Annotated in this window: 18 protein-coding genes and 1 pseudogene; 8 read left to right on the top strand and 11 right to left on the bottom strand. The window is 59.2% G+C overall.

Features of this window, described 5'->3' with window-relative positions; genetic code table 11:
• Positions 1-53 precede the first annotated feature (53 nt).
• The gene (locus KW846_RS09485) at positions 54-335 is read right to left on the bottom strand and encodes an HU family DNA-binding protein (RefSeq protein WP_007905514.1); all 282 of its coding nucleotides are present in this window, start codon (positions 333-335) and stop codon (positions 54-56) included.
• Positions 336-810: 475 nt separating this feature from the next.
• Between KW846_RS09485 and yejK the strand changes: the two genes are divergently transcribed.
• Both yejK and KW846_RS09475 read left to right on the top strand, forming a co-directional pair.
• Positions 811-1,815 carry a nucleoid-associated protein YejK gene (yejK, locus tag KW846_RS09480; protein WP_126047407.1) on the top strand — a complete coding sequence of 335 codons (1,005 nt, stop codon included), beginning with the start codon at positions 811-813 and terminating at the stop codon, positions 1,813-1,815.
• Complete coding sequence (locus KW846_RS09475; protein ID WP_218482059.1) at positions 1,815-2,165, top strand: glutaredoxin family protein; 351 nt, start codon at positions 1,815-1,817, stop codon at positions 2,163-2,165. The genes yejK and KW846_RS09475 overlap by 1 nt, the downstream gene beginning before the upstream one ends.
• Positions 2,166-2,293: 128 nt before the next feature.
• Here KW846_RS09475 and KW846_RS09470 read toward each other — a convergent pair whose 3' ends face one another.
• The 4 genes from KW846_RS09470 to KW846_RS09455 form a co-directional block, all read right to left on the bottom strand.
• A complete protein-coding gene (locus tag KW846_RS09470) occupies positions 2,294-3,229 on the bottom strand; it encodes a glutathione S-transferase family protein (protein ID WP_218482058.1) in 936 nt (311 codons plus the stop codon).
• Positions 3,230-3,313: 84 nt separating this feature from the next.
• Positions 3,314-3,598 (bottom strand): GIY-YIG nuclease family protein, encoded by a 285-nt coding sequence (locus tag KW846_RS09465; protein ID WP_218482057.1) that lies wholly within the window; start codon positions 3,596-3,598, stop codon positions 3,314-3,316.
• 40 nt (positions 3,599-3,638) lie between these two features.
• Positions 3,639-4,109, bottom strand: a complete 471-nt coding sequence (locus tag KW846_RS09460) for a nuclear transport factor 2 family protein (protein WP_218482056.1) — start codon at positions 4,107-4,109, stop codon at positions 3,639-3,641.
• 120 nt (positions 4,110-4,229) lie between these two features.
• Positions 4,230-4,853 (bottom strand): response regulator, encoded by a 624-nt coding sequence (locus KW846_RS09455; protein ID WP_218482055.1) that lies wholly within the window; start codon positions 4,851-4,853, stop codon positions 4,230-4,232.
• A 476-nt stretch (positions 4,854-5,329) separates the two neighbouring features.
• Between KW846_RS09455 and KW846_RS09450 the strand changes: the two are divergent.
• From KW846_RS09450 to KW846_RS09430, 5 genes and pseudogenes are all read left to right on the top strand, one after another.
• Positions 5,330-5,981, top strand: a pseudogene (locus KW846_RS09450) (fimbria/pilus chaperone family protein).
• 119 nt (positions 5,982-6,100) lie between these two features.
• The gene (locus tag KW846_RS09445) at positions 6,101-8,563 is read left to right on the top strand and encodes a fimbria/pilus outer membrane usher protein (protein ID WP_218482054.1); all 2,463 of its coding nucleotides are present in this window, start codon (positions 6,101-6,103) and stop codon (positions 8,561-8,563) included.
• A 10-nt stretch (positions 8,564-8,573) separates the two neighbouring features.
• Positions 8,574-9,716 carry a DUF1120 domain-containing protein gene (locus KW846_RS09440; RefSeq protein ID WP_218482053.1) on the top strand — a complete coding sequence of 381 codons (1,143 nt, stop codon included), beginning with the start codon at positions 8,574-8,576 and terminating at the stop codon, positions 9,714-9,716.
• Positions 9,717-9,800: 84 nt separating this feature from the next.
• Positions 9,801-10,415 (top strand): DUF1120 domain-containing protein, encoded by a 615-nt coding sequence (locus KW846_RS09435; protein ID WP_218482052.1) that lies wholly within the window; start codon positions 9,801-9,803, stop codon positions 10,413-10,415.
• A 240-nt stretch (positions 10,416-10,655) separates the two neighbouring features.
• Positions 10,656-11,303, top strand: a complete 648-nt coding sequence (locus KW846_RS09430) for a DUF1120 domain-containing protein (RefSeq protein WP_218482051.1) — start codon at positions 10,656-10,658, stop codon at positions 11,301-11,303.
• 13 nt (positions 11,304-11,316) lie between these two features.
• On the opposite strand, the gene KW846_RS09425 is transcribed toward KW846_RS09430, so the two are convergent.
• The 6 genes from KW846_RS09425 to KW846_RS09400 form a co-directional block, all read right to left on the bottom strand.
• Positions 11,317-12,621, bottom strand: a complete 1,305-nt coding sequence (locus KW846_RS09425) for a CynX/NimT family MFS transporter (RefSeq protein ID WP_218482050.1) — start codon at positions 12,619-12,621, stop codon at positions 11,317-11,319.
• A complete protein-coding gene (locus tag KW846_RS09420; protein WP_218482049.1) occupies positions 12,611-13,270 on the bottom strand; it encodes a FadR/GntR family transcriptional regulator in 660 nt (219 codons plus the stop codon). Before KW846_RS09420 ends, KW846_RS09425 begins: the two co-directional genes overlap by 11 nt.
• A gap of 166 nt (positions 13,271-13,436) precedes the next feature.
• Complete coding sequence (locus KW846_RS09415; RefSeq protein ID WP_218482048.1) at positions 13,437-14,201, bottom strand: amino acid ABC transporter ATP-binding protein; 765 nt, start codon at positions 14,199-14,201, stop codon at positions 13,437-13,439.
• A gap of 10 nt (positions 14,202-14,211) precedes the next feature.
• Positions 14,212-15,309, bottom strand: a complete 1,098-nt coding sequence (locus KW846_RS09410) for an amino acid ABC transporter permease (RefSeq protein WP_102698484.1) — start codon at positions 15,307-15,309, stop codon at positions 14,212-14,214.
• Positions 15,310-15,319: 10 nt separating this feature from the next.
• A complete protein-coding gene (locus tag KW846_RS09405; RefSeq protein ID WP_218482047.1) occupies positions 15,320-16,501 on the bottom strand; it encodes an amino acid ABC transporter permease in 1,182 nt (393 codons plus the stop codon).
• A gap of 65 nt (positions 16,502-16,566) precedes the next feature.
• Entirely contained in the window at positions 16,567-17,598 is a 1,032-nt protein-coding gene (locus KW846_RS09400; protein ID WP_217836301.1) for an amino acid ABC transporter substrate-binding protein, read from the bottom strand.
• Positions 17,599-18,066: 468 nt separating this feature from the next.
• On the opposite strand from KW846_RS09400, the gene KW846_RS09395 reads away from it, so the two are divergent.
• Positions 18,067-18,723 carry an alpha/beta hydrolase gene (locus KW846_RS09395; RefSeq protein ID WP_218482046.1) on the top strand — a complete coding sequence of 219 codons (657 nt, stop codon included), beginning with the start codon at positions 18,067-18,069 and terminating at the stop codon, positions 18,721-18,723.
• Positions 18,724-18,807: the final 84 nt, after the last annotated feature.

Below are 18,807 nucleotides of genomic sequence, written 5' to 3'. Positions count from 1 at the left end.
CGCAAAAAAACCGTGCCCGAATCGCTCCGGTGCACGGTTTTTTTCAACAAGTCTTACTTGTTGACAGCGTCGGTCAGGCCTTTGGCCACAACCAGCTTGATCACTTTCTTGGCAGCGATTTCGATGGCAGCGCCAGTCGAAGGGTTGCGGCCGGTACGGGCAGGACGCTCAGTCACTTTCAGTTTGCCGATACCTGGCAGAGTGATTTCGCCGCCGTTTTCCAGCTGATCGGCAACGATTTGGCCCAGTTGGTCCAGAGCGTTACGCGCGGTGGTTTTCGGCGCGTCGATAGCTTCAGCGATGTCGGCGATCAGTTGGTCTTTAGTAAGAGCCATTTAGTGTTCCTTCCCTATCAAATTCATATGGATTGCAGAGTGCAATGTCAGCCATCGAGCCCGATCTTCTGGATCTGGCACCCTCGGCCAAATAACCTCGGGATCGGGGTTATAGATACCGAAATCAGGGTTTGGTTCGACCTGACAAATGCTGACTGCACGCTTAACGCAGTGACTTCGCGCAAGACCGGGCAAAGCTAGCACACAGACGTGGAAATATCCGCCTCTAGCTACCCATTTGGTCAGCTTTATTGCGCTAAAACAGGAAAAAAACGCATAAGAACCGTCGGTCGCCTGCCAATTGCCCTCTATCCCTCCTGTAGGAGCTGCCGAAGGCTGCGATCTTTTGCCTTTGTATTTTAAGAAACAAGATCAAAAGATCGCAGCCTTCGGCAGCTCCTACAGAGGGATGCGGGTACACTGAGCGCTTTTTCGGGGGAGCACGCCCTCCTCTCCTCATTCAGCCGAGAAGCCCATGCCGATCCGTCATTGCATCGTCCACCTGATCGACAAAAAACCCGACGGCACACCTGCAGTTCTCCACGCCCGAGACTCCGAGCTGGCCGAGTCCGCGGCCATCGAGAACATGCTCGCCGACCTCAACGAAAGCTATAACGCCAAACAGGGTAAAGCCTGGGGCTTGTTCCATCCGGAATCCGGTGCATTTCCGTTCAGCGGCTGGCTGAAGGAGTACTTCGAGGGCGGCCAGGATTTCACGGCGTTCAGCCGCGTGGCGGTCGAGCACCTGCAAAAACTGATGGAAGAATCGAACCTGTCCGTCGGCGGCCATGTGCTGTTCGCACACTATCAGCAAGGCATGACCGACTACCTGGCCATCGCCCTGCTGCACCACAGCGAAGGCGTGGCCGTGACCGATGAACTGGACGTGACCCCGTCCCGTCACCTGGACCTGGGCCAATTGCACCTGGCGGCGCGGATCAACGTTTCCGAATGGCAGAACAATAAACAATCCAAGCAGTACATTTCGTTCATCAAAGGCAAGAACGGCAAAAAGGTTTCGGAGTATTTCCGCGACTTCATCGGCTGTCAGGAAGGCGTCGACGGTCCGGGTGAAACCCGCACCCTGCTCAAGGCCTTCAGTGATTTCGTTGAAAGCGAAGACCTGCCGGAAGACGACGCCCGCGAGAAGACCAAGACCCTGGTGGATTACGCCAGCAGCCAGGCCAAGCTCGGTGAGCCGATGGGCCTGGAAGAATTGTCGGGGCTGATCGATGAAGAACGCCCGAAGGCCTTCTACGACCACATTCGCAACAAGGACTACGGCCTGTCGCCGGAAATCCCGGCCGATAAACGCACCCTGAACCAGTTCCGCCGATTCACCGGCCGAGCCGAAGGCTTGTCGATCAGTTTCGAAGCGCACCTGCTGGGTTCGAAGATCGAGTACGACGAAGAAGCCGGCACCCTGATCATCAAGGGCTTACCGACTTCACTCACCGATCAGCTGAAGCGTCGCAACTGATGCTCGGCGGCGTACTGAAAAAATTCCTGCTGATCCTGCTGGTGGTCGTGGCTTACCAGAACTGGGGCAAGATCGAGCGGGTGTTCAACCCTTCGCAAGTGCTGCCAGCACAGACGCAGGCCCGGGCCAACGTCGTGCTCTACGCCACCGAATGGTGTGGTTACTGCAAGCTGACCCGGCGCTTTCTCGATCAGAAAGGCATTCCGTACAAGGAATTCGATATCGAGAAAGATGCCGTCGCGCGCAAGGACTACCAGGCCTTGGGTGGCGGAGGGATTCCGATCATCGATGTGAACGGAACCCTGATTCGCGGGTATGACCCGGATGCGATTCTGGCGGCATTGAGATAACTGACCAGGTTCACAAAACCCTTGTGGCGAGGGAGCTTGCTCCCGCTGGACTGCGCAGCAGTCCCTCTTCAGGGGCCGCTTCGCGACCCGACGGGAGCAAGCTCCCTCGCCACAGGTTTAAGCCTCCATCAGATGGCCTCGATACGGAATCCAAACCGCGGGAAGTGCACATGCACCACGCCGCCACGCTCGTCCTTGCGTCGTAGGATCAATTCTTCGCTGCCGGCAAACAACAGCTCTCCCGCGACCGGATCAACGCCATAGTCCGTGGCGGCGATCGCCACCTGCTGGCCCGCCGTGAATCCGTTGGGATCGACGAACTGCTCATCCGGCAATGCCGCTGGCGTGGACCTGCGCGCCACCTCCAGCGCCTCTTCGGACGTCATTTCGCTGGAGGCGCCATGACCAAAGCCCAATACCCGAGAGTGCCACGCATTGACTGCCGGGTAAGCTTCGACCAGCGGAGCCGTCACCGGTGTGGCCTTGAGGAACCAGAGGCAATGGGCCAAGGCAAAGTCGGCAATCGATGGTTCACCGAACAGGAAATCACCCTCTTCACGCTGCAACTGCAGCTCCAGCCGCGACATGATCGTTGGCCACTGATGCTTGGCCTGCTCGGCAGACAATTTTGTCGCGCTACCACCACTGAACAAACCGGCACGGTCGGCCAGAAACGCCTTGATCGCTTCCGGCGATAAATTGCCAAAGCGCACCGCTATCGATTCCGGCTGGAACACCAGACTGACCGCGTGCTGGAACACAACAGAGTCGGCCCAGGCTGCAAACGACGCGGTGATCATTTCCTGACCTTCCGGAAAGAATGCCGGCAAGGCTTTTTCCTGTTCCAGTCGCCGGGCAATCAATGCCGTATCGCAATAAATATCTGCACCGACCTGCAATACGGGGGTCTTGCGGTAGCCGCCGGTCAACGCCGTAAGGTCCGGTTTTGGCATCACCGGAGAGATCTTCACCGAGCGCCATGACAAGCCCTTGAAGCCCAGCAACAGGCGGGCCTTCTCGGCAAAGAGGGACGTCGGGTAATGATGCAGAATCAACTCGGACATGCTCGGCTCCGCCGCACAAATTAGGAATCCGCAGCTTAGCGCGCAAACGGTTGGCAGCCTACAGATGTGCCTGATGGGAGCCGATCAGCCAGATTGATAAGACGCGACCAGACATTCCTTGGCGCTTTTGCGCAGTTTCTTGATCAGCCGTTCCTGGCGCAGCGCTTCGCTTTTGTCGCGACAAAGTTCGGTGTAGACCAGCGCCATGGCCGGGCTGGAAAGAAAGAACCGTGCCCCCTTGCCACTTTGATGCTTGGCGAAGCGGCGCATGGGATCATCGCTGACCCCGCAATACAGCGAACCATTGGCTGCGCGAACGAGGTAGACGAACCAGGGCTTGCTGACGGGAGACTCGCTTGGGGTGGTCACGGCACGATCAAGGCTTGAAAGGAAATAAGCCGCGATCTTATCAGCGACCGGACTGAAATGCCTTCAGCCCCTTCAATGCCTGTGCGCGAACGGCGTTGCGCACCAGTGGCGTCCAGCCCAGCAGCAGACCTTTGAATCCCAAGGCCTGACGTGACCAGGTCCACAGATCGAAGCTGTCGTGATGTTCGCAGATCCTGCCGTCACGGAAGATAAAACGTGCCTGGATGTCGTTGACCACGGTGTTGCCGGTCTGGCTGAACAGGTAGGTTGCCACCCAATGGGCACCACCGGTGCGCCCGTCGGCGTGAACTTGATCGAAGGTCAGGGAAAAATCCTTGGCCCGAGTAGTCAGCATGCGCCACATGTCACCGGCATCGCGACCGCGAAGCTCACCGAACGCCGGGTCACTGAATACCACGTCATCGCTGTAGCAGGCAGCCATGGCTTCGGCATCCAGGCGCTGGAAAGCCTGGTAGAAGCGGGTGATCAAGGCGCTGTTTGTATCACTCATCGGTAGACCCCCTGTTGTACAAAATGACATTGAAACATTGCCCGCACGATAGACGGCAAATGCATCGAACACTATCGGCATTCGCCACGAAAATATCGCAACTGTTTACTCAACAGGTAGCTAGAACGACATCATTCCATTATCACGGGCGTAGGAGTAGAGATCGATATCCGTGGCAACACCCAACCGGCGCATGGCCATGGTTTTCTGTTTACTGATGGTCGACACACTGCGCTTGAAATGACTGGCGATTTCACTGACGGTCATGCCGTTGGCCAGCATTCGTACCACTTCATGTTCTTTGGCTGACAAAGACGACTCCGGCATCTGACTGCTGGCCAGCAGTGTTCCCAAGGACTCACTGATGTAGCGTCGCCCCTGCCCCACCGCGTTGATTGCCAGGGGCAGTTCGGTCGCCGATGCCGTCTTGGCGACGATTGCCATCACCCCTTGAGCCAGCGTTGCCCTTGCCGTTACGACGTTGGTAAACATCGTCACCAGAATGACCGGCATTGCAGGGTAGTGACGCTGTATCGCACTCAGCATCTTCAAACCATCGGCCTGCTTTCCGCCAGGCATGGAGAAGTCGGTGATCAGCAGATCACAAGGCGTACTCGAAAGAACATCCATCAGACTGTCCGCGCCATCGGCTTCTCCGACGATTACGCATTGCCTGCTGGCATTGATGAGTATCCGTAACCCGACCCGAACGACGGAATGGTCGTCAGCAATTACGACACGCATTGTGGGATACCTCCTGCTTGTGGCTGGAAAGGCGCGAAAAATAACGCCGTTCTACGCCTGCCACAACGCCTCGATAAAGCCTCGTTTCTCGTTTTTTCAATGGATTCAAGGGGCAGGCACTTTTACCCGACGAATAAAAAGACCCCCCCTACGTCGCACTGCGCACAGGACTACAGAGACGAACGACTCCCTTACTGCCCGCCAAAAGAAAATCTTACTTATCCCCCGCAACAATCTCTCATATACCAAGCCGCCCGCTTTCGTATTTGTTGCATTCCTCCCATACGCCCTGCTCGCTAGATTGCGCGTCTCTCATAGCTCGGTCGTGAAAGCCCGGAGCTGTGCTCACTTACCGCCAATCAATTCCAACCAGGACGAGCCAATACATGAGAAAGTCATCAACTCTGCTCGGCACAGCACTGCTCCTCTTCGGTCGCCATCTGTGTCACACCAGTGTCGGCGCCTGCGCCCTGCTGATGGCCACTCAGATCCAGGCCGATGGCATCGGTACCCGATACTTCCGTGGTGATTGTCAAGGAAGCCGATGGTGAAGCCTCCGTTTCCGTGACCAATACCGACCCCAACCTGGCGTTGTTGCACGTCACCATTGAAGACATACCGGAAGACAGCGAACCCCTGGTGTTCGTAACGCCGCCGCTGTCGCGCGTCGAAGCGTCGAAAACCCAACTGGTGCGTTTCATTCTGCAATCGGAGAAACCGCTGCTCACCCAACGCTTGAAGCGCGTGATATTTGAAGGCATCCCGCAGGGTAAGTCGGCCCCGCAAGCCGGGCACGCCCGTGTCGGCGTGACAGTGCGGCAGAATCTGCCGCTGCTTCTTCACCCCAAGGGTCTGGCACCCAACCGCACACCATGGACCAACCTGCAATGGTCGATCAAGGACGGTCAACTGACCGTGAGCAACGACACACCGTATGTCGTGCGCATGGCTCAAGAGCTGCAATTACTGCCCGCAGCCGCTGGCGCGATGTTGCCCAAAACCTACGTTTTGCCCGGTGAAAGCATCAGCGTTGCAGTGCCAAAAGGCGAGGTCACCCAAGTGCGCTTTCAACCCGCCACCGTCTACGGGTTTTCGGTGCCGCACTACGAGGCCCCCGTCAAATCCTAGAGCAAGCACCACCCACAAAGCCGTGATGCAAAGAGGCGATGAAACCTGACCATCGCCACGCACCTGCCTGAAGCCACAACGGAAGCGGCCAGCACGCAGGCATAACCCAAGTGACCCCCATGAAAACAGTATCGATTTACCGTCGCGGCGAAGCCGTTCCCGCGATTCGTGTCAGACCCTGGGCCAAAGTAGCGTTTGGGCTGGCCAATGCGCTGATACTGACCGATGCCTGCGCCGAAGTCGTCGCCGAGAAACCATCGCTGATGACCTTCGATAAAAAAATGTTGCAGCAACGCGGCATCGACCCCGCGCTGGCAACCCTGTTGCTGCAAGCGCCGCGCTTCACCACCGGCAGGCACCCGGTGACGCTCACGGTCAATGGGCAGCGTCGAGGACGAGCGAACGTGATGTTCAATCGCGATGGCGACGTGTGCTTTGATCGCGCCTTGCTCGAGGTGGCCAACCTGAGTGAACCGGCCCCGCTGGCGACCACCAATGGCGGCTGCTTCGATGTGCTCGGTACTTGGCCGCAAACGCTCATCGATCAGGACCCGGCAAGCCTTGGCCTGTCGCTGATCGTTCCCACCGTCGCGATCCGCCAGGCAGCCCGAGACTTTTCCGGTTATCAAACCGGTGGCATTGCCGGCTTGCTCAACTACGACGTCAATAGCCTGTACAGCCTCAACGGCGAGCAATCGAGCCGCTATCTGGCGGCCAATACCGAGGTCGGCTTCAACGCCGGTGACTGGATCGTGCGCAGCCGGCAAGTGCAGACCTGGCAAGACGATGTATCCCGCACCAGTCACTTGGCGGCGTATGCGCAACGCACCTTCGCCAGTCATGAAACGGTACTGCAGGCGGGGCAGATCAACCTTTACAACCCGGTACTCGCCGGCGCCCAGGTCACTGGCGTACAGGTCATGACCGAGGAGGCGCTGCAGGTCGAAGGCCAGAGCGCGGTTATTGAAGGGATTGCCCACAGCCAGGCGCAGGTCGAAGTCCGGCAGAACGGTGCGTTGATTCACTCGACCGTGGTGCCCGCCGGCCCATTTTCCCTGAATGACGTAGGGCGCTTGAACAATCGCTCCGATGTCGAAGTCACCGTCACAGAAGAGGACGGCAGCGAGCGGCGCTTCACCGTGCCCGCCGCCATACTCGGCATCGGCCTGCCAGCACCCGGCTACTCGCTGGCGGCCGGTCAGGTGCGCAGCACCGGCGATGCGCAGGACGGTAATCCGTGGGTAATCAGTGGCGGCTGGAGCGGCGCGCTGGACCCGCGCTTGCTGTTCAGCGCAGGCCTGACAGGCGCCGCCGACTACCGTGCGGCAGGCGCCAGCCTGGGTTTTCTGCCGACGACCAAGACGCAGATCCAGACATCGCTACTCAACGCTCAGGCCAGCGGCAGCAATCCGGCCAAGGGCCTTCAGGCTGATCTGACGTTCTCCCATCGTTTCAACGATCAGTGGTCGCTCAACGGCGGCAGCTCCTACCGGACCTTTGGCTATCGCGAACTTGAAGAAGCGGTGTTCGACTCGACGTATGACAGCAGCAAGTCCCGTTACCGCGACCAGCAAAGTGCCGCGTTGGCCTGGTCACACCCTGGGCTCGGTGCGTTCAGCGCTGGCATCAGCCATTCCAGCTCATTCGATGGCCAAAGCAGTAACCGTGCGCTGGCGTCGTGGGGCACCAACATTGGCGGCGTGTCCGTTTCGGTGTCGGCCGAATGGCAAGTCAGCGGTGCAAACCGTCGCGACGACAGCGTCTACCTGAACCTGAGCATTCCCTTGGGCGAGAGCCGCCGCGCCCGCACCTGGGTGCGCAACTCTGGCGGCGAGTACCGCAGTGGCGTGGGCTTGAACGAACGGGTCAACGATCAATTCGGCTACCGCATCGGCGTCGAACACGACACGCGCGACAAGCAAGTGCAGTCCTCTGCCGGTGTTTCGCTGTTGCCCCGTTACAGCCAGTTGGACCTGAGCTACACCCGCTCCGATGCCGAACGTTCCAGCTACCAGGCCGGTGCACGCGGGGCTGCCGTACTGCATGGCGGTGGCGTGACGCTATCGCCGTATCCGGTGCGCGATACCTTCGCACTGCTGTCGGTGGGCGACATGGACTCGATCAAAGTCAGCACACCCAGTGGGCCGGTCTGGACCGACTGGCAGGGTCAGGCCGTGGTTTCGCAAGTCGCCGCCTATGGGCGCAGTGCGGTGGAAGTCGAGACCCGCTCACTGCCACGCAATGTCGACATCCACAACGGCCTGGCGGTGATTTCCGCCGGGCGCGGTGCCGTCGACAACGTCGAGTTCGGGGTCACGTTGACACGTCGGGCGTTGCTCAAGGCCACCGCTGAAAATGGTGCGCCGCTGCCCCGTGGCGCCATGGTCAACACCGCGGATGGCGAGTTCGTCACCCTGGTTCAGGACGGCGGCCTGGTGTTCCTGCCCAACGTCCTCGATGCCGGAACGCTGTGGATAACCGCGCCCGGGATGGATCGCTGTCGACTCGACTTCGAACTGCCGGCCAAGGCCGACACCCAGGCGTATTACGAGACCGCCACTGCCCAGTGCCGAGCCCTTTAAGGATGACTTCATGAACCTGTCCCGCTTCTTACTGTTGGCCTTCACCCATTTGGCGCTCAGCAGCTTAACGCCGCTGGCCTGGGCGTTGCCCGACGACTGTCAGCTCTCCCTGAGCCAACCCGTGCTTGATTTTGGGTTGATGAACCGCGCGATACGTCTCGACACCACACCCGTGCGCAGCTTGGGTGAACGCCGCCTGAGCCTGAACCTGATCTGTTCCGCGCCCACCGACATGAGCCTGTTCTATCGAGCCATGGCCGCGACCGCCGAGCGTTATCACTTCGCCGAACGAGGCAGCTATGAAGTAAGTGTTCGAGACGCCGTACTCGATGGTCAGCCGGTGGACCTCGGATTGATTGCCTCTGCCGGAACGTCTCCGGTGCATACGGCTTCGAGTGTGATCTGGCGCCCGGAACACGGGATCGTGCCAGTCACCAGCGGGCTGGCGGTGCAGGGCCGCAGTTTCTCTGTGCAGGTTGAAGTGACGGCCTGGGTTCAGGAACAAGCGATGCAGGTTCGCGACGCGGTGATCTGGGAAACCTCAGGGGTTTTCGATGCCATCGCTGCGGGCCGCTCCCGGGAAACCACCCTGCGCGCCAGCTTCGCGCCCGGTGCCTGCAAACCCGATCTATCCAATGGTGGCCTGGTCGATTTTGGCCGCTTGTCCCGCAATGATTTGAACCCCGACAAGGGCACCCGGCTGCCACCCAAATCCTTGTCGCTGCAGGTGAACTGCGACGCACCGACCCATTACGCCCTGGTGATGCACGACAACCGCGCCGGCTCGGCGACGGTCAACAGCGAGGTCTACTACGGCCTGGGTTTCGATAATGGTCAGAACAAAATCGGCTTGTATTCACTGAATGTCGACCCGGCCGATGTCAGCGCAGACCACTTCACCCGTCTGTATCGCACCGACTCCACCACTGCCGGTGCGGCCTGGAGCCCAGCCCGTTCAAACCCGATTCCCTTCGGCCAAAAAAGCTACCTCGCCTTTACCGACACGGCAGGCAGTACCGCCGGCCCGGTCGCGATCCAGCACCTCAACACCATGGTGACGGTGGAAGCCGTCATCGCCCCGACCACCAGCCTGGATCTGAGCACGGCCGCTCACCTGGACGGGTCGGGGACCATCGAAGTTTTTTACCTGTAACACCCAATCTGCCTTGCGGAGTCCGGGGTGCGTTCAAGCGCCTTGGCTGATTCAAGGCCAATAACTAAAAAGGAAGACGCACAAATGAAGAAGTACATTGCAGCACTCTCGGTAACCGCGCTGATCGGTGCCGCACCCTATGCCCTTGCGGAGTCGACAGTGTTGACCGTTACAGGGCTTATCATTCCGCAGGCCTGCACCCCAACCCTGTCTCATAACGGTCTGATCGAACTCGGAAAAATCTCGGCCAAGGATCTCGATCAAACCAACTCCACAGAAGTAGGCCTGCACCCAATGCAGCTGTCCGTGAGCTGCACCGAATCGATGAAATTCGCCCTGAAGACGATCGAAAGCTCTCCTGGATCATCGTTCGGCAGTAATTATTTTGGCTTGGGCTTGACTGACGCGGGTGAAAAGCTCGGTGGATTTCGCATAAACATCAAGAATGTCCTTGCTGACGGAAAAGCCGCGACCGCTGGTTTCTCGTACATAGATGAGAATTCGTGGACCACCACTACTCGTATTGATCCGAACGTACTGATCACGGCCGTGACTGCGTATCCGAGTCTACCGATCGATATGAAAGACCTGACGATGGATCTGGAAGTCAGCACTTTGATCGCTCGCGCCGACAGTCTGACCTTGACCGACGATGTCCCGATCAACAGTACCGCGACGTTTGAAATGATCTACCTGTAAGGCAATCCCGCTGAGCCGCTCGCAACGCTTTACGAGCGGTTCTAGCGTTTGCTGCAAACAACCATTGAATTGAATGAGCCTTTAAAAATGAAACAACAGCCTGCGCTCGACCGAAGACGTCACGCCGGAAGGCTCGGCAACATTGGATGTGAATGGCTGTAAGTCCGGCGCTGGCTACTCTAATGGCTTAAAACGACGGAGCGGTCAGCGCCCCTGGCATTACACGAAAAAGGAATTTTAATGCTGATCCATACGTTTGCGACCATTGCGGCCGCTTTGCTCATCAGCCCTGCGGCCCTCGCCGCACCTACAGTTGAACTGAGCATTACAGGCTTGATCATTCCCGGCGCCTGCACGCCCACTTTGTCCAACGGCGGCCTCGTCGATTACGGCAAAATCTCCCGTCAGGCACTCAATGCCGATAAGCGCACGCAACTGCAAGATAGAACCCTCGACTTCAGTATCCATTGCACCACGCCCAAACAGTTCGCGCTGCGCATGCGCGACAACAAAGACGGCTCGGCAATCGTCAACAGCGAGATCTACTACGGCCTGAACTTCGACCGCAGCGGCAACAAGATCGGCCTGTATTCACTGCATTTCCATCCGCTGAACACCGTGGTGGATACATTGCCCCAGGTCTTTCGCACCGACTCCACCACAGAGGGCCGGGCCTGGAGTGCATCGAGTTCCAGTTCCATTCCGATTGGCGCCAGAAGCTATCTGGGCTTCACCGACATCGCAGGCAGCACCGCCGGCCCTATCGAGATCCAGAATCTGAACAGCCGGGTGACCGTCGAAACGGTCATCGCGCCCACCTCGACGCTGGACTTGAGCAGCGATGTCACACTCGATGGTTCGGCGACGCTGGAGTTGCTCTACTTGTAGGGTTCGGTGCCGCTTAGATTTTCTCGCTGACGACCTGCACATACAGCGCCCGCCCGGCACCGAGACCGGCGATGATCGCACCCAGGCCGATGACGCCGAAGATCCAGCCCACCGCCGTCCAGCCACCGGTCCAGTCATGCACGATACCGACCGCGAACGGCCCCATGGACGCCAGGGTGTAACCAAAACCCTGGGCCATGCTCGACAGGTTCGCCGCCACGTGGGAGTCCCGCGAGCGTAGCACGATCAGGGTCAATGCCAGGCTGAACGTGGCACCCTGCCCCAGCCCAAGCACGATTGCCCAGCCCCACAAGCCTTCGATCGGCGCATACAGGCAACCGAACAGGCCGCCGAGGGTCAGGGCCATCACAATCACGATCGCCAGGCGCTGGTCCTTGCCGCGAGTCGCCAGCCATGGCGCGGCGAGGGAGCTGACCAGTTGCACGATCACCGAACCCGACAGCACCAGTCCGGCCTGGATCGGGGTCAGGCCGCGACCGATCAGGATCGACGGCAACCAGCCGAACACGATGTAGGCCAGGGACGATTGCAGGCCCATGTACAAGGTCACCTGCCAGGCCAGCGGATCGCGCAGCAAGCCTCGAACGCGGTAGGCAACGTTGTGCGCGCCGTGTTTCTGGCCGACTTGCGGCAGCCAGAACAGCGCCGCGGCCAATGCCGGAATAACCCAGAAGCCGAGGCCCAGCGCCCAGCTGTTGTCGAAGTGTTCGCTCAGCGGCACGGTCGCACCCGCCGCCATCGCCGCGCCCAGGCACAGGGCCATGGTGTAGACGCCGGTCATGGTCCCGGCCTGTTTCGGGAAATCGCGCTTGACGATGCCTGGCAGCAACACACCGATCACGCCAATGCTGGCACCGGCCAGCACACTGCCGGCAAACAGGCCGATCCCACCGAATGAACTGCGCAGGATGATGCCGCCAGCCAGGGTCAGAAGAATGCCCAGCACCACCCGCTCAGCCCCAAAACGTCTGGCCAGCAAGGGTGCCAGCGGCGCAAACAGGCCAAGGCAAAGCACCGGCAACGTGGTCAGCAATCCTGCCGTAGACGCCGACAAGCCGAGGGACTTCGAGACCTCGCTGAGCATCGGCGCCATGCTCGACAGCGCCGGGCGCAGGTTCAGCGCCACCAGAATCAGGCCCAGCAGCAACAGCCATGGCCGGCGCAGAACCGGGTGGGTTTGCTGGACTTGTTCGTCATCGGCCTCGGCGTCGATCAGCAGCTCTTCCAGCTCTGCCGAACGTTTTGCGGCTGTGGATAAATCACCGCGCGGTATCGACTTCTCGGTTTCAAGGTTCATTGATCAATTGCCTCGACAGGGATTTGGCCCGCTCCGGGTCGCGTTGTTCGACGGCATCGAGCAATTCGATATGCAGGTCGAACACTTCCTGGCGGCGCGGGACGATGCTCAGGGTCTGGCGCAACTGCGCGCCGACGATGCTGGAGAAGTAGCGGTACAACTCGCTGAGTGTCGGGTTGTGCGCGGCGTCCACCAGACGGCGGTGGAACACCAGATCGCAGGCGATGTAGGTGTCGAGATCGCCATGGTAGTGACTGCCGCTGACACCCAGCGCCTCGCGCAATGCCACCAGGTCTTCATCGGTGCGGCGCATGGCTGCCAGGCCGATGGCCTCGACTTCAAGGATGTGTCGGGTTTCCCGGGCCTGCTCAAGGGAGCAACGGGACAGCGCCTTCAAGGTATCGAGCGGATCGACCACCGCCCGCACATAACTGCCGTCGCCCTGGCGGATTTCGATCAACCCGGAAAACGCCAACACGCGCATGGCTTCACGCACGGTGTTGCGGCTGATGCCCAGTTCCGCCGACAACTCGGGCTCGGTGGGCAAACGCTGACCAACGACCCAAATGCCCTGGTTGATACGCTGGCGCAGTTGGTCCAGGGCCTGATCGACCAGAGATCGTTTTACCAGTGGAGAGATTTCTGACATGGAATTCGCCCTCTCATCCAATCATAGGATGAATTTTCTGACATGTTAGTCAGCTTAATCCACCCACACAACCCCCTGTAGGAGCTGCCGAAGGGGGGGGCGGTGAAGTCGCGGGCAAAAATAAACCCGGAACTCAGTCCGGGTTTATTTCAGTGCCTGGGTTCGATCAATGCAGGATCTGGCTCAGGAACAGCTTGGTGCGATCATTCTGTGGGTGATCGAAGAAGTCGTTCGGCGCGGCCTGTTCGACGATTTCGCCCTTGTCCATGAAGATCACGCGGTTGGCCACGGTGCGGGCGAAGCCCATTTCGTGGGTCACGCAGAGCATGGTCATGCCGTCTTCGGCCAGGCCGATCATGGTGTCCAGTACCTCTTTCACCATCTCCGGGTCGAGCGCCGAAGTCGGTTCGTCGAACAGCATGATTTTCGGTTTCATGCACAGGGCGCGGGCGATCGCCACACGCTGTTGCTGACCGCCGGACAGTTGCCCCGGGAATTTATGCGCCTGCTCCGGAATGCGTACGCGTTCCAGGTAGTGCATGGCGATTTCCTCGGCCTTGCGCTTGGGCATCTTGCGCACCCACATCGGCGCCAACGTGCAGTTCTGCAGGATGGTCAGGTGCGGGAACAGGTTGAAATGCTGGAACACCATGCCGACTTCGCGGCGGATCGCTTCGATCTGCTTGAGGTCGTTGGTCAGTTCCACGCCATCGACCACGATGCGGCCCTGCTGGTGTTCTTCCAGACGGTTGAGGCAGCGGATGGTGGTGGACTTGCCGGAACCCGACGGGCCGCACAACACGATACGCTCGCCCTGCTTGACGTTGAGGTTGATGTCTTTCAACACGTGGAACTGGCCGTACCACTTGTTCACGCCCTGCATCTGAATAATGCCTTCAGGGCTCACAGGCTTTTTATTTGCTTCGCTCATAAAAGAACTCCTAACGCTTGTGGCCTGTGTCGAGCTTGCGTTCCAGATGCATGGAATAGCGCGACATACCAAAACAGAAAATCCAGAACACCAGGGCAGCGAACACATAGCCTTCGGTAGCCATGCCCAGCCATTTCGGATCGGCTGCGGCTTGCTTGACGCTGTTGAGCAGGTCGAACAGGCCGATGATGATCACCAGGCTGGTGTCCTTGAACAGCGCGATGAAGGTGTTGACGATGCCGGGGATCACCAGCTTCAGGGCTTGCGGCAGAATCACCAGGCCCATGCTGCGCCAGTAGCCCAGCCCCATCGCTGCAGCTGCTTCGTACTGCCCCTTGGGAATCGCTTGCAGACCACCGCGCACCACCTCGGCCACATAGGCCGACTGGAACAGGATCACGCCGATCAGGGCCCGCAGCAGCTTGTCGAAGTTCATGCCTTCAGGCAGGAACAGCGGCAGCATCACCGAGGACATGAACAGCACCGTGATCAACGGCACGCCGCGCCAGAACTCGATGAAGGTCACGCAGACCACGCGAATCGCCGGCATGTTCGAACGACGCCCCAGGGCCAGGACAATCCCCAGCGGCAGCGCACCGGCGATGCCGACGGTGGCGATCACCAGGGTCAGCATCAGGCCACCCCACTGGCTGGTCGCCACGGCGTCCAGACCCAATACGCCGCCATGCAGCAGGCACCAGGCAATGATCGGGTACAGCACCAGGAAGCTCAGCCCGTACACCGCCTTATGGTGAAAGCGCGAGATGAACAACGGCGCCACGCCAACGATCGCCAGCCATACCGTCAGGTCCACGCGCCAGCGCAGTACCGGCGGGTAGTAGCCATACATGAACTGGCCGAAGCGCTGCTGGATGAACACCCAGCAGGCGCCCTCCTTGGTGCAGTCGGCCTGGCTGGTGCCAACCCAGTTGGCATCGAGGATCGCCCACTGCAGGATCGGCGGGACAACCAGGTAAATCAGATAGAACGCAAACAGGGTCAACAGCGTGTTGAGCCAGCTGGAGAACATGTTCGCGCGCATCCACGCCACCGCACCGATGCTGCTGCTCGGTGGGGGCATGTCAGGTTTGAAAGTATGAGTGCTCATGCGCTTTTCCTTACCGCTCGATCAGCGCAATGCGCTTGTTGTACCAGTTCATCAGCAGGGAAATGCTGATACTGATCGCCAGGTACACGCTCATGGTGATCGCAATCACCTCGATCGCCTGGCCGGTCTGGTTCAGCACGGTTCCGGCGAACAGCGAGACCATTTCCGGATAACCGATACCGGCCGCCAGCGAGGAGTTCTTCGCCAGGTTCAGGTATTGGCTGGTCAGCGGTGGAATGATCACGCGCAGGGCTTGCGGGATGATCACTTTGCGCAGGGTCGGACCGTTGCGCAGGCCGAGGGAATGCGCCGCTTCGGTCTGGCCGTGGCTGACCGACTTGATGCCCGAGCGCACGATCTCGGCGATGAACGCCGCGGTGTACACGGTCAAAGCCAGGGTCAGCGCCAGCAGTTCCGGGATCAGTACCCAGCCACCGACGAAGTTGAAGCCCTGCAGCTTCGGCATCTCCCAGTGCACCGGTGCGCCGAAAACAAGCGCACACAGCGCAGGGATCACCAGGAACATCGCCAGGCCAACCCAGAACTTGTGGAATGGCACACCTGTGGCTTCAAAGCGTTTGGTGGCCCAGCGGCTCATCAGCACGATGGCGACGATGGCGACTACAACGCTGATCACAAACGGCCAGAAACCGTCCGCCATCAACGCCGCCGGCATGTTCAGGCCACGGCTGCTGACAAAGAAGGTGTCGCCGAAGTTGTGGCTGTTGCGCGGCCCAGGCATGGTCAGGAACACCGCGAAGTACCAGAACAGGATCTGCAGCAGCGGCGGAATGTTGCGGAAGACTTCCACATACACCGTCGCCACTTTGGCGATGATCCAGTTCTTCGACAGCCGCGCCACACCCACGATGAAACCCAGGATCGTCGCCAGGATCACGCCGATGAAGGTCACCAGCAGCGTGTTGAGCAGGCCGATGACAAACACCCGGGCGTATGTGTCCGCCTCGGTGTAGTCGATCAGGTGTTGAGCGATGCCGAAACCGGCACTGCGCTCCAGAAAGTCGAAACCGGAGGTAATGCCCCGGTGCTGCAGGTTGGTCTGGGTGTTATCGAACAGATACCAGCCCAGCGAGACCACCCCGATAACCGTGATGATCTGGAATACCCACGCACGCACTCGTGGATCGCTGAGGCTGAGCCTCTGCTTAGGTGCGCCGATTGAATTTTGCATGAAGTGCCCCGGAAATAATGGAACAGAACATCACCCGGTGGTTGGCCCACCGGGTGATAGAACCATCAGCGCACTGGTGGTGCGTATTGAATGCCGCCAGCGTTCCACAGAGCGTTCAGCCCGCGGTCGATTTCCAGCGGAGTGCTCTTGCCGAGGTTTTTCTCGAACACTTCGCCGTAGTTACCCACTTGCTTGACGATCTGCACGACCCAGTCTTTCTTCACTTTCAGGTCTTTGCCGTATTCACCGTCGGTACCCAGCAGACGGGCAACGTCAGGGTTCTTGGTGCCCTTGGCTTCGGCTTCGACGTTTTTCGAAGTGATGCCGGCTTCTTCAGCGTTGAGCATGGCGTAGCCAGTCCAGCGCGCGATGGCCAACCACTCGTCGTCACCATTACGCACGACCGGGCCCAGAGGCTCCTTGGAAATGGTTTCCGGCAGAACCACGTAGTCCTTCGGCGAAGCCAGCTTGCTGCGCTGGGCGAACAGCTGGGATTTGTCGGAGGTCAGTACGTCGCAACGACCGGATTCCAGCGACTTGGCGCTTTCGTCGGAGGTGTCGAAGGTGATCGGGGTGTATTTCAGGCCGTTGCCGCGGAAGTAGTCGGAAACGTTCAGCTCGGTGGTAGTACCGGCCTGGATGCAGATGGTTGCACCGTCCAGCTCTTTAGCGCTTTTCACGCCCAGCTTGTTGTTTACCAGGAAGCCGATGCCGTCGTAGTAGGTGATGAAGCCCGGGAATTTCAGGCCCATGCCCGCGTCACGGGAACTGGTCATGGTGGTGTTGCGCGACAGAATGTCGATTTCGCCGGACTGCAGCGCGGTGAAGCGCTCCTTGGCGTTCAACTGGCTGAACTTGACCTTGGTCGCGTCGCCGAAGACAGCCGCCGCCACTGCACGGCAGTAGTCAGCATCGATACCGACGATCTTGCCGGTGGAATCCGGAACCGAGAAGCCTGGCAGGCCATCGCTGACGCCACACTGCACGAAACCTTTCTTCATCACTGCATCCAGGGTTGCACCCGCCTGGGCAAACCCGCTGACACCGAGTACCGCAGCTGCAGTCACGATAGCCAGGGTGGATTTCAACATCTTCATTCAAACCTCCAGTTTTGCTCTTGTTGTGTCGGAGCGTGAGTCCTGTCGCACCCTTTTGAGGCGTAGTCGACCCGTGTTGGCTTGTTTTGGGGTCAACCGACGTAAGACGTTAGCTATGAGTCTAGTAGGAGAAAATCCACGTCATGGAAAACTCACTCTCACCAGTCGGCCGAACGGGCTGTAGCCCTTTCACGTTCGCGAAGCCCCGTATCGGCCTATGGCGAACATCCATCACCGGATTCTTTTCAATCCCACTAACAACCTTGGCCTGATAGTGTTACCGACAGGCGTAGGATTTTTCATACAGAGTTCGCCATAGCAAAGCCCGTACCAGACCGCTCGCCGAAGCGGTTCAGCTGCAGGTCAATAGCAAAACTTGTAACCTTGCGACATCTTCGTAACTGATCAACCAGACACGCACTCAGCCCTCGCACTCAATGAGAGCGCATGCACACTTTTGGAGCAGCCATGACCAACCCCTTGATTCTTGAACCCGTCAAGACCGCAGACGCCTGCGTTATCTGGCTGCACGGCCTGGGTGCCGATCGCTATGACTTCCTGCCAGTGGCCGAAGCCCTGCAGGAATCCCTGTTGAGCACCCGCTTTGTTTTGCCCCAGGCGCCGAGCCGTGCCGTCACCATCAACGGCGGATACGAGATGCCGAGCTGGTACGACATATTGGCCATGAGTCCCGCGCGCGCGATCAACCGCGAGCAACTGGAAGAGTCTGCCAACTGGATCATCGAACTGATCGAATCGCAGAAGGCCAGCGGAATAGACGCCTCGCGAATTTTTCTGGCCGGTTTTTCCCAGGGCGGTGCCGTGGTGTTACACACCGCCTTTCTGAAGTGGCAGGGACCACTGGGTGGCGTCATTGCCCTTTCTACTTATGCACCGACCTTCAGCGACGAACTGCAACTGTCCGCCAGCCAGCAGCGCATTCCGGTACTGTCGATGCACGGCCAATACGACGATGTGGTGCAGAACTCGATGGGACGCAGCGCCTACGAGCACTTGAAGCATCATGGTGTCACCGTGACATGGCAGGAATACCCAATGGGCCACGAAGTGTTACCCGAGGAAATTCGCGACATCGGCACCTGGCTCACCGAGCGCTTGCGTTGACCCTCCAGGTTCCTTTCTTTGTTTAAAAGGCCCCTTTGATCCATCCCACTACGCCGCGCCCGATTCTTGCATTACACTGGCCGG

The organism is Pseudomonas sp. PDM32, assembly GCF_019219225.1.
GTDB classification, from domain to species: domain Bacteria; phylum Pseudomonadota; class Gammaproteobacteria; order Pseudomonadales; family Pseudomonadaceae; genus Aquipseudomonas; species Aquipseudomonas laurylsulfatiphila.
This window is presented reverse-complemented; position numbering and strand designations above follow the sequence as displayed.

Bases quoted from the DNA above. Each gene is read 5' to 3' on its own strand.
- KW846_RS09485 (WP_007905514.1), bottom strand. From the start codon at position 335: ATGGCTCTTACTAAAGACCAACTGATCGCCGACATCGCTGAAGCTATC.
- yejK (WP_126047407.1), top strand. From the start codon at position 811: ATGCCGATCCGTCATTGCATCGTCCACCTGATCGACAAAAAACCCGAC.
- KW846_RS09475 (WP_218482059.1), top strand. From the start codon at position 1,815: ATGCTCGGCGGCGTACTGAAAAAATTCCTGCTGATCCTGCTGGTGGTC.
- KW846_RS09470 (WP_218482058.1), bottom strand. From the start codon at position 3,229: ATGTCCGAGTTGATTCTGCATCATTACCCGACGTCCCTCTTTGCCGAG.
- KW846_RS09460 (WP_218482056.1), bottom strand. From the start codon at position 4,109: ATGAGTGATACAAACAGCGCCTTGATCACCCGCTTCTACCAGGCTTTC.
- KW846_RS09455 (WP_218482055.1), bottom strand. From the start codon at position 4,853: ATGCGTGTCGTAATTGCTGACGACCATTCCGTCGTTCGGGTCGGGTTA.
- KW846_RS09445 (WP_218482054.1), top strand. From the start codon at position 6,101: ATGAAAACAGTATCGATTTACCGTCGCGGCGAAGCCGTTCCCGCGATT.
- KW846_RS09440 (WP_218482053.1), top strand. From the start codon at position 8,574: ATGAACCTGTCCCGCTTCTTACTGTTGGCCTTCACCCATTTGGCGCTC.
- KW846_RS09435 (WP_218482052.1), top strand. From the start codon at position 9,801: ATGAAGAAGTACATTGCAGCACTCTCGGTAACCGCGCTGATCGGTGCC.
- KW846_RS09430 (WP_218482051.1), top strand. From the start codon at position 10,656: ATGCTGATCCATACGTTTGCGACCATTGCGGCCGCTTTGCTCATCAGC.
- KW846_RS09425 (WP_218482050.1), bottom strand. From the start codon at position 12,621: ATGAACCTTGAAACCGAGAAGTCGATACCGCGCGGTGATTTATCCACA.
- KW846_RS09420 (WP_218482049.1), bottom strand. From the start codon at position 13,270: ATGTCAGAAATCTCTCCACTGGTAAAACGATCTCTGGTCGATCAGGCC.
- KW846_RS09415 (WP_218482048.1), bottom strand. From the start codon at position 14,201: ATGAGCGAAGCAAATAAAAAGCCTGTGAGCCCTGAAGGCATTATTCAG.
- KW846_RS09410 (WP_102698484.1), bottom strand. From the start codon at position 15,309: ATGAGCACTCATACTTTCAAACCTGACATGCCCCCACCGAGCAGCAGC.
- KW846_RS09405 (WP_218482047.1), bottom strand. From the start codon at position 16,501: ATGCAAAATTCAATCGGCGCACCTAAGCAGAGGCTCAGCCTCAGCGAT.
- KW846_RS09400 (WP_217836301.1), bottom strand. From the start codon at position 17,598: ATGAAGATGTTGAAATCCACCCTGGCTATCGTGACTGCAGCTGCGGTA.
- KW846_RS09395 (WP_218482046.1), top strand. From the start codon at position 18,067: ATGACCAACCCCTTGATTCTTGAACCCGTCAAGACCGCAGACGCCTGC.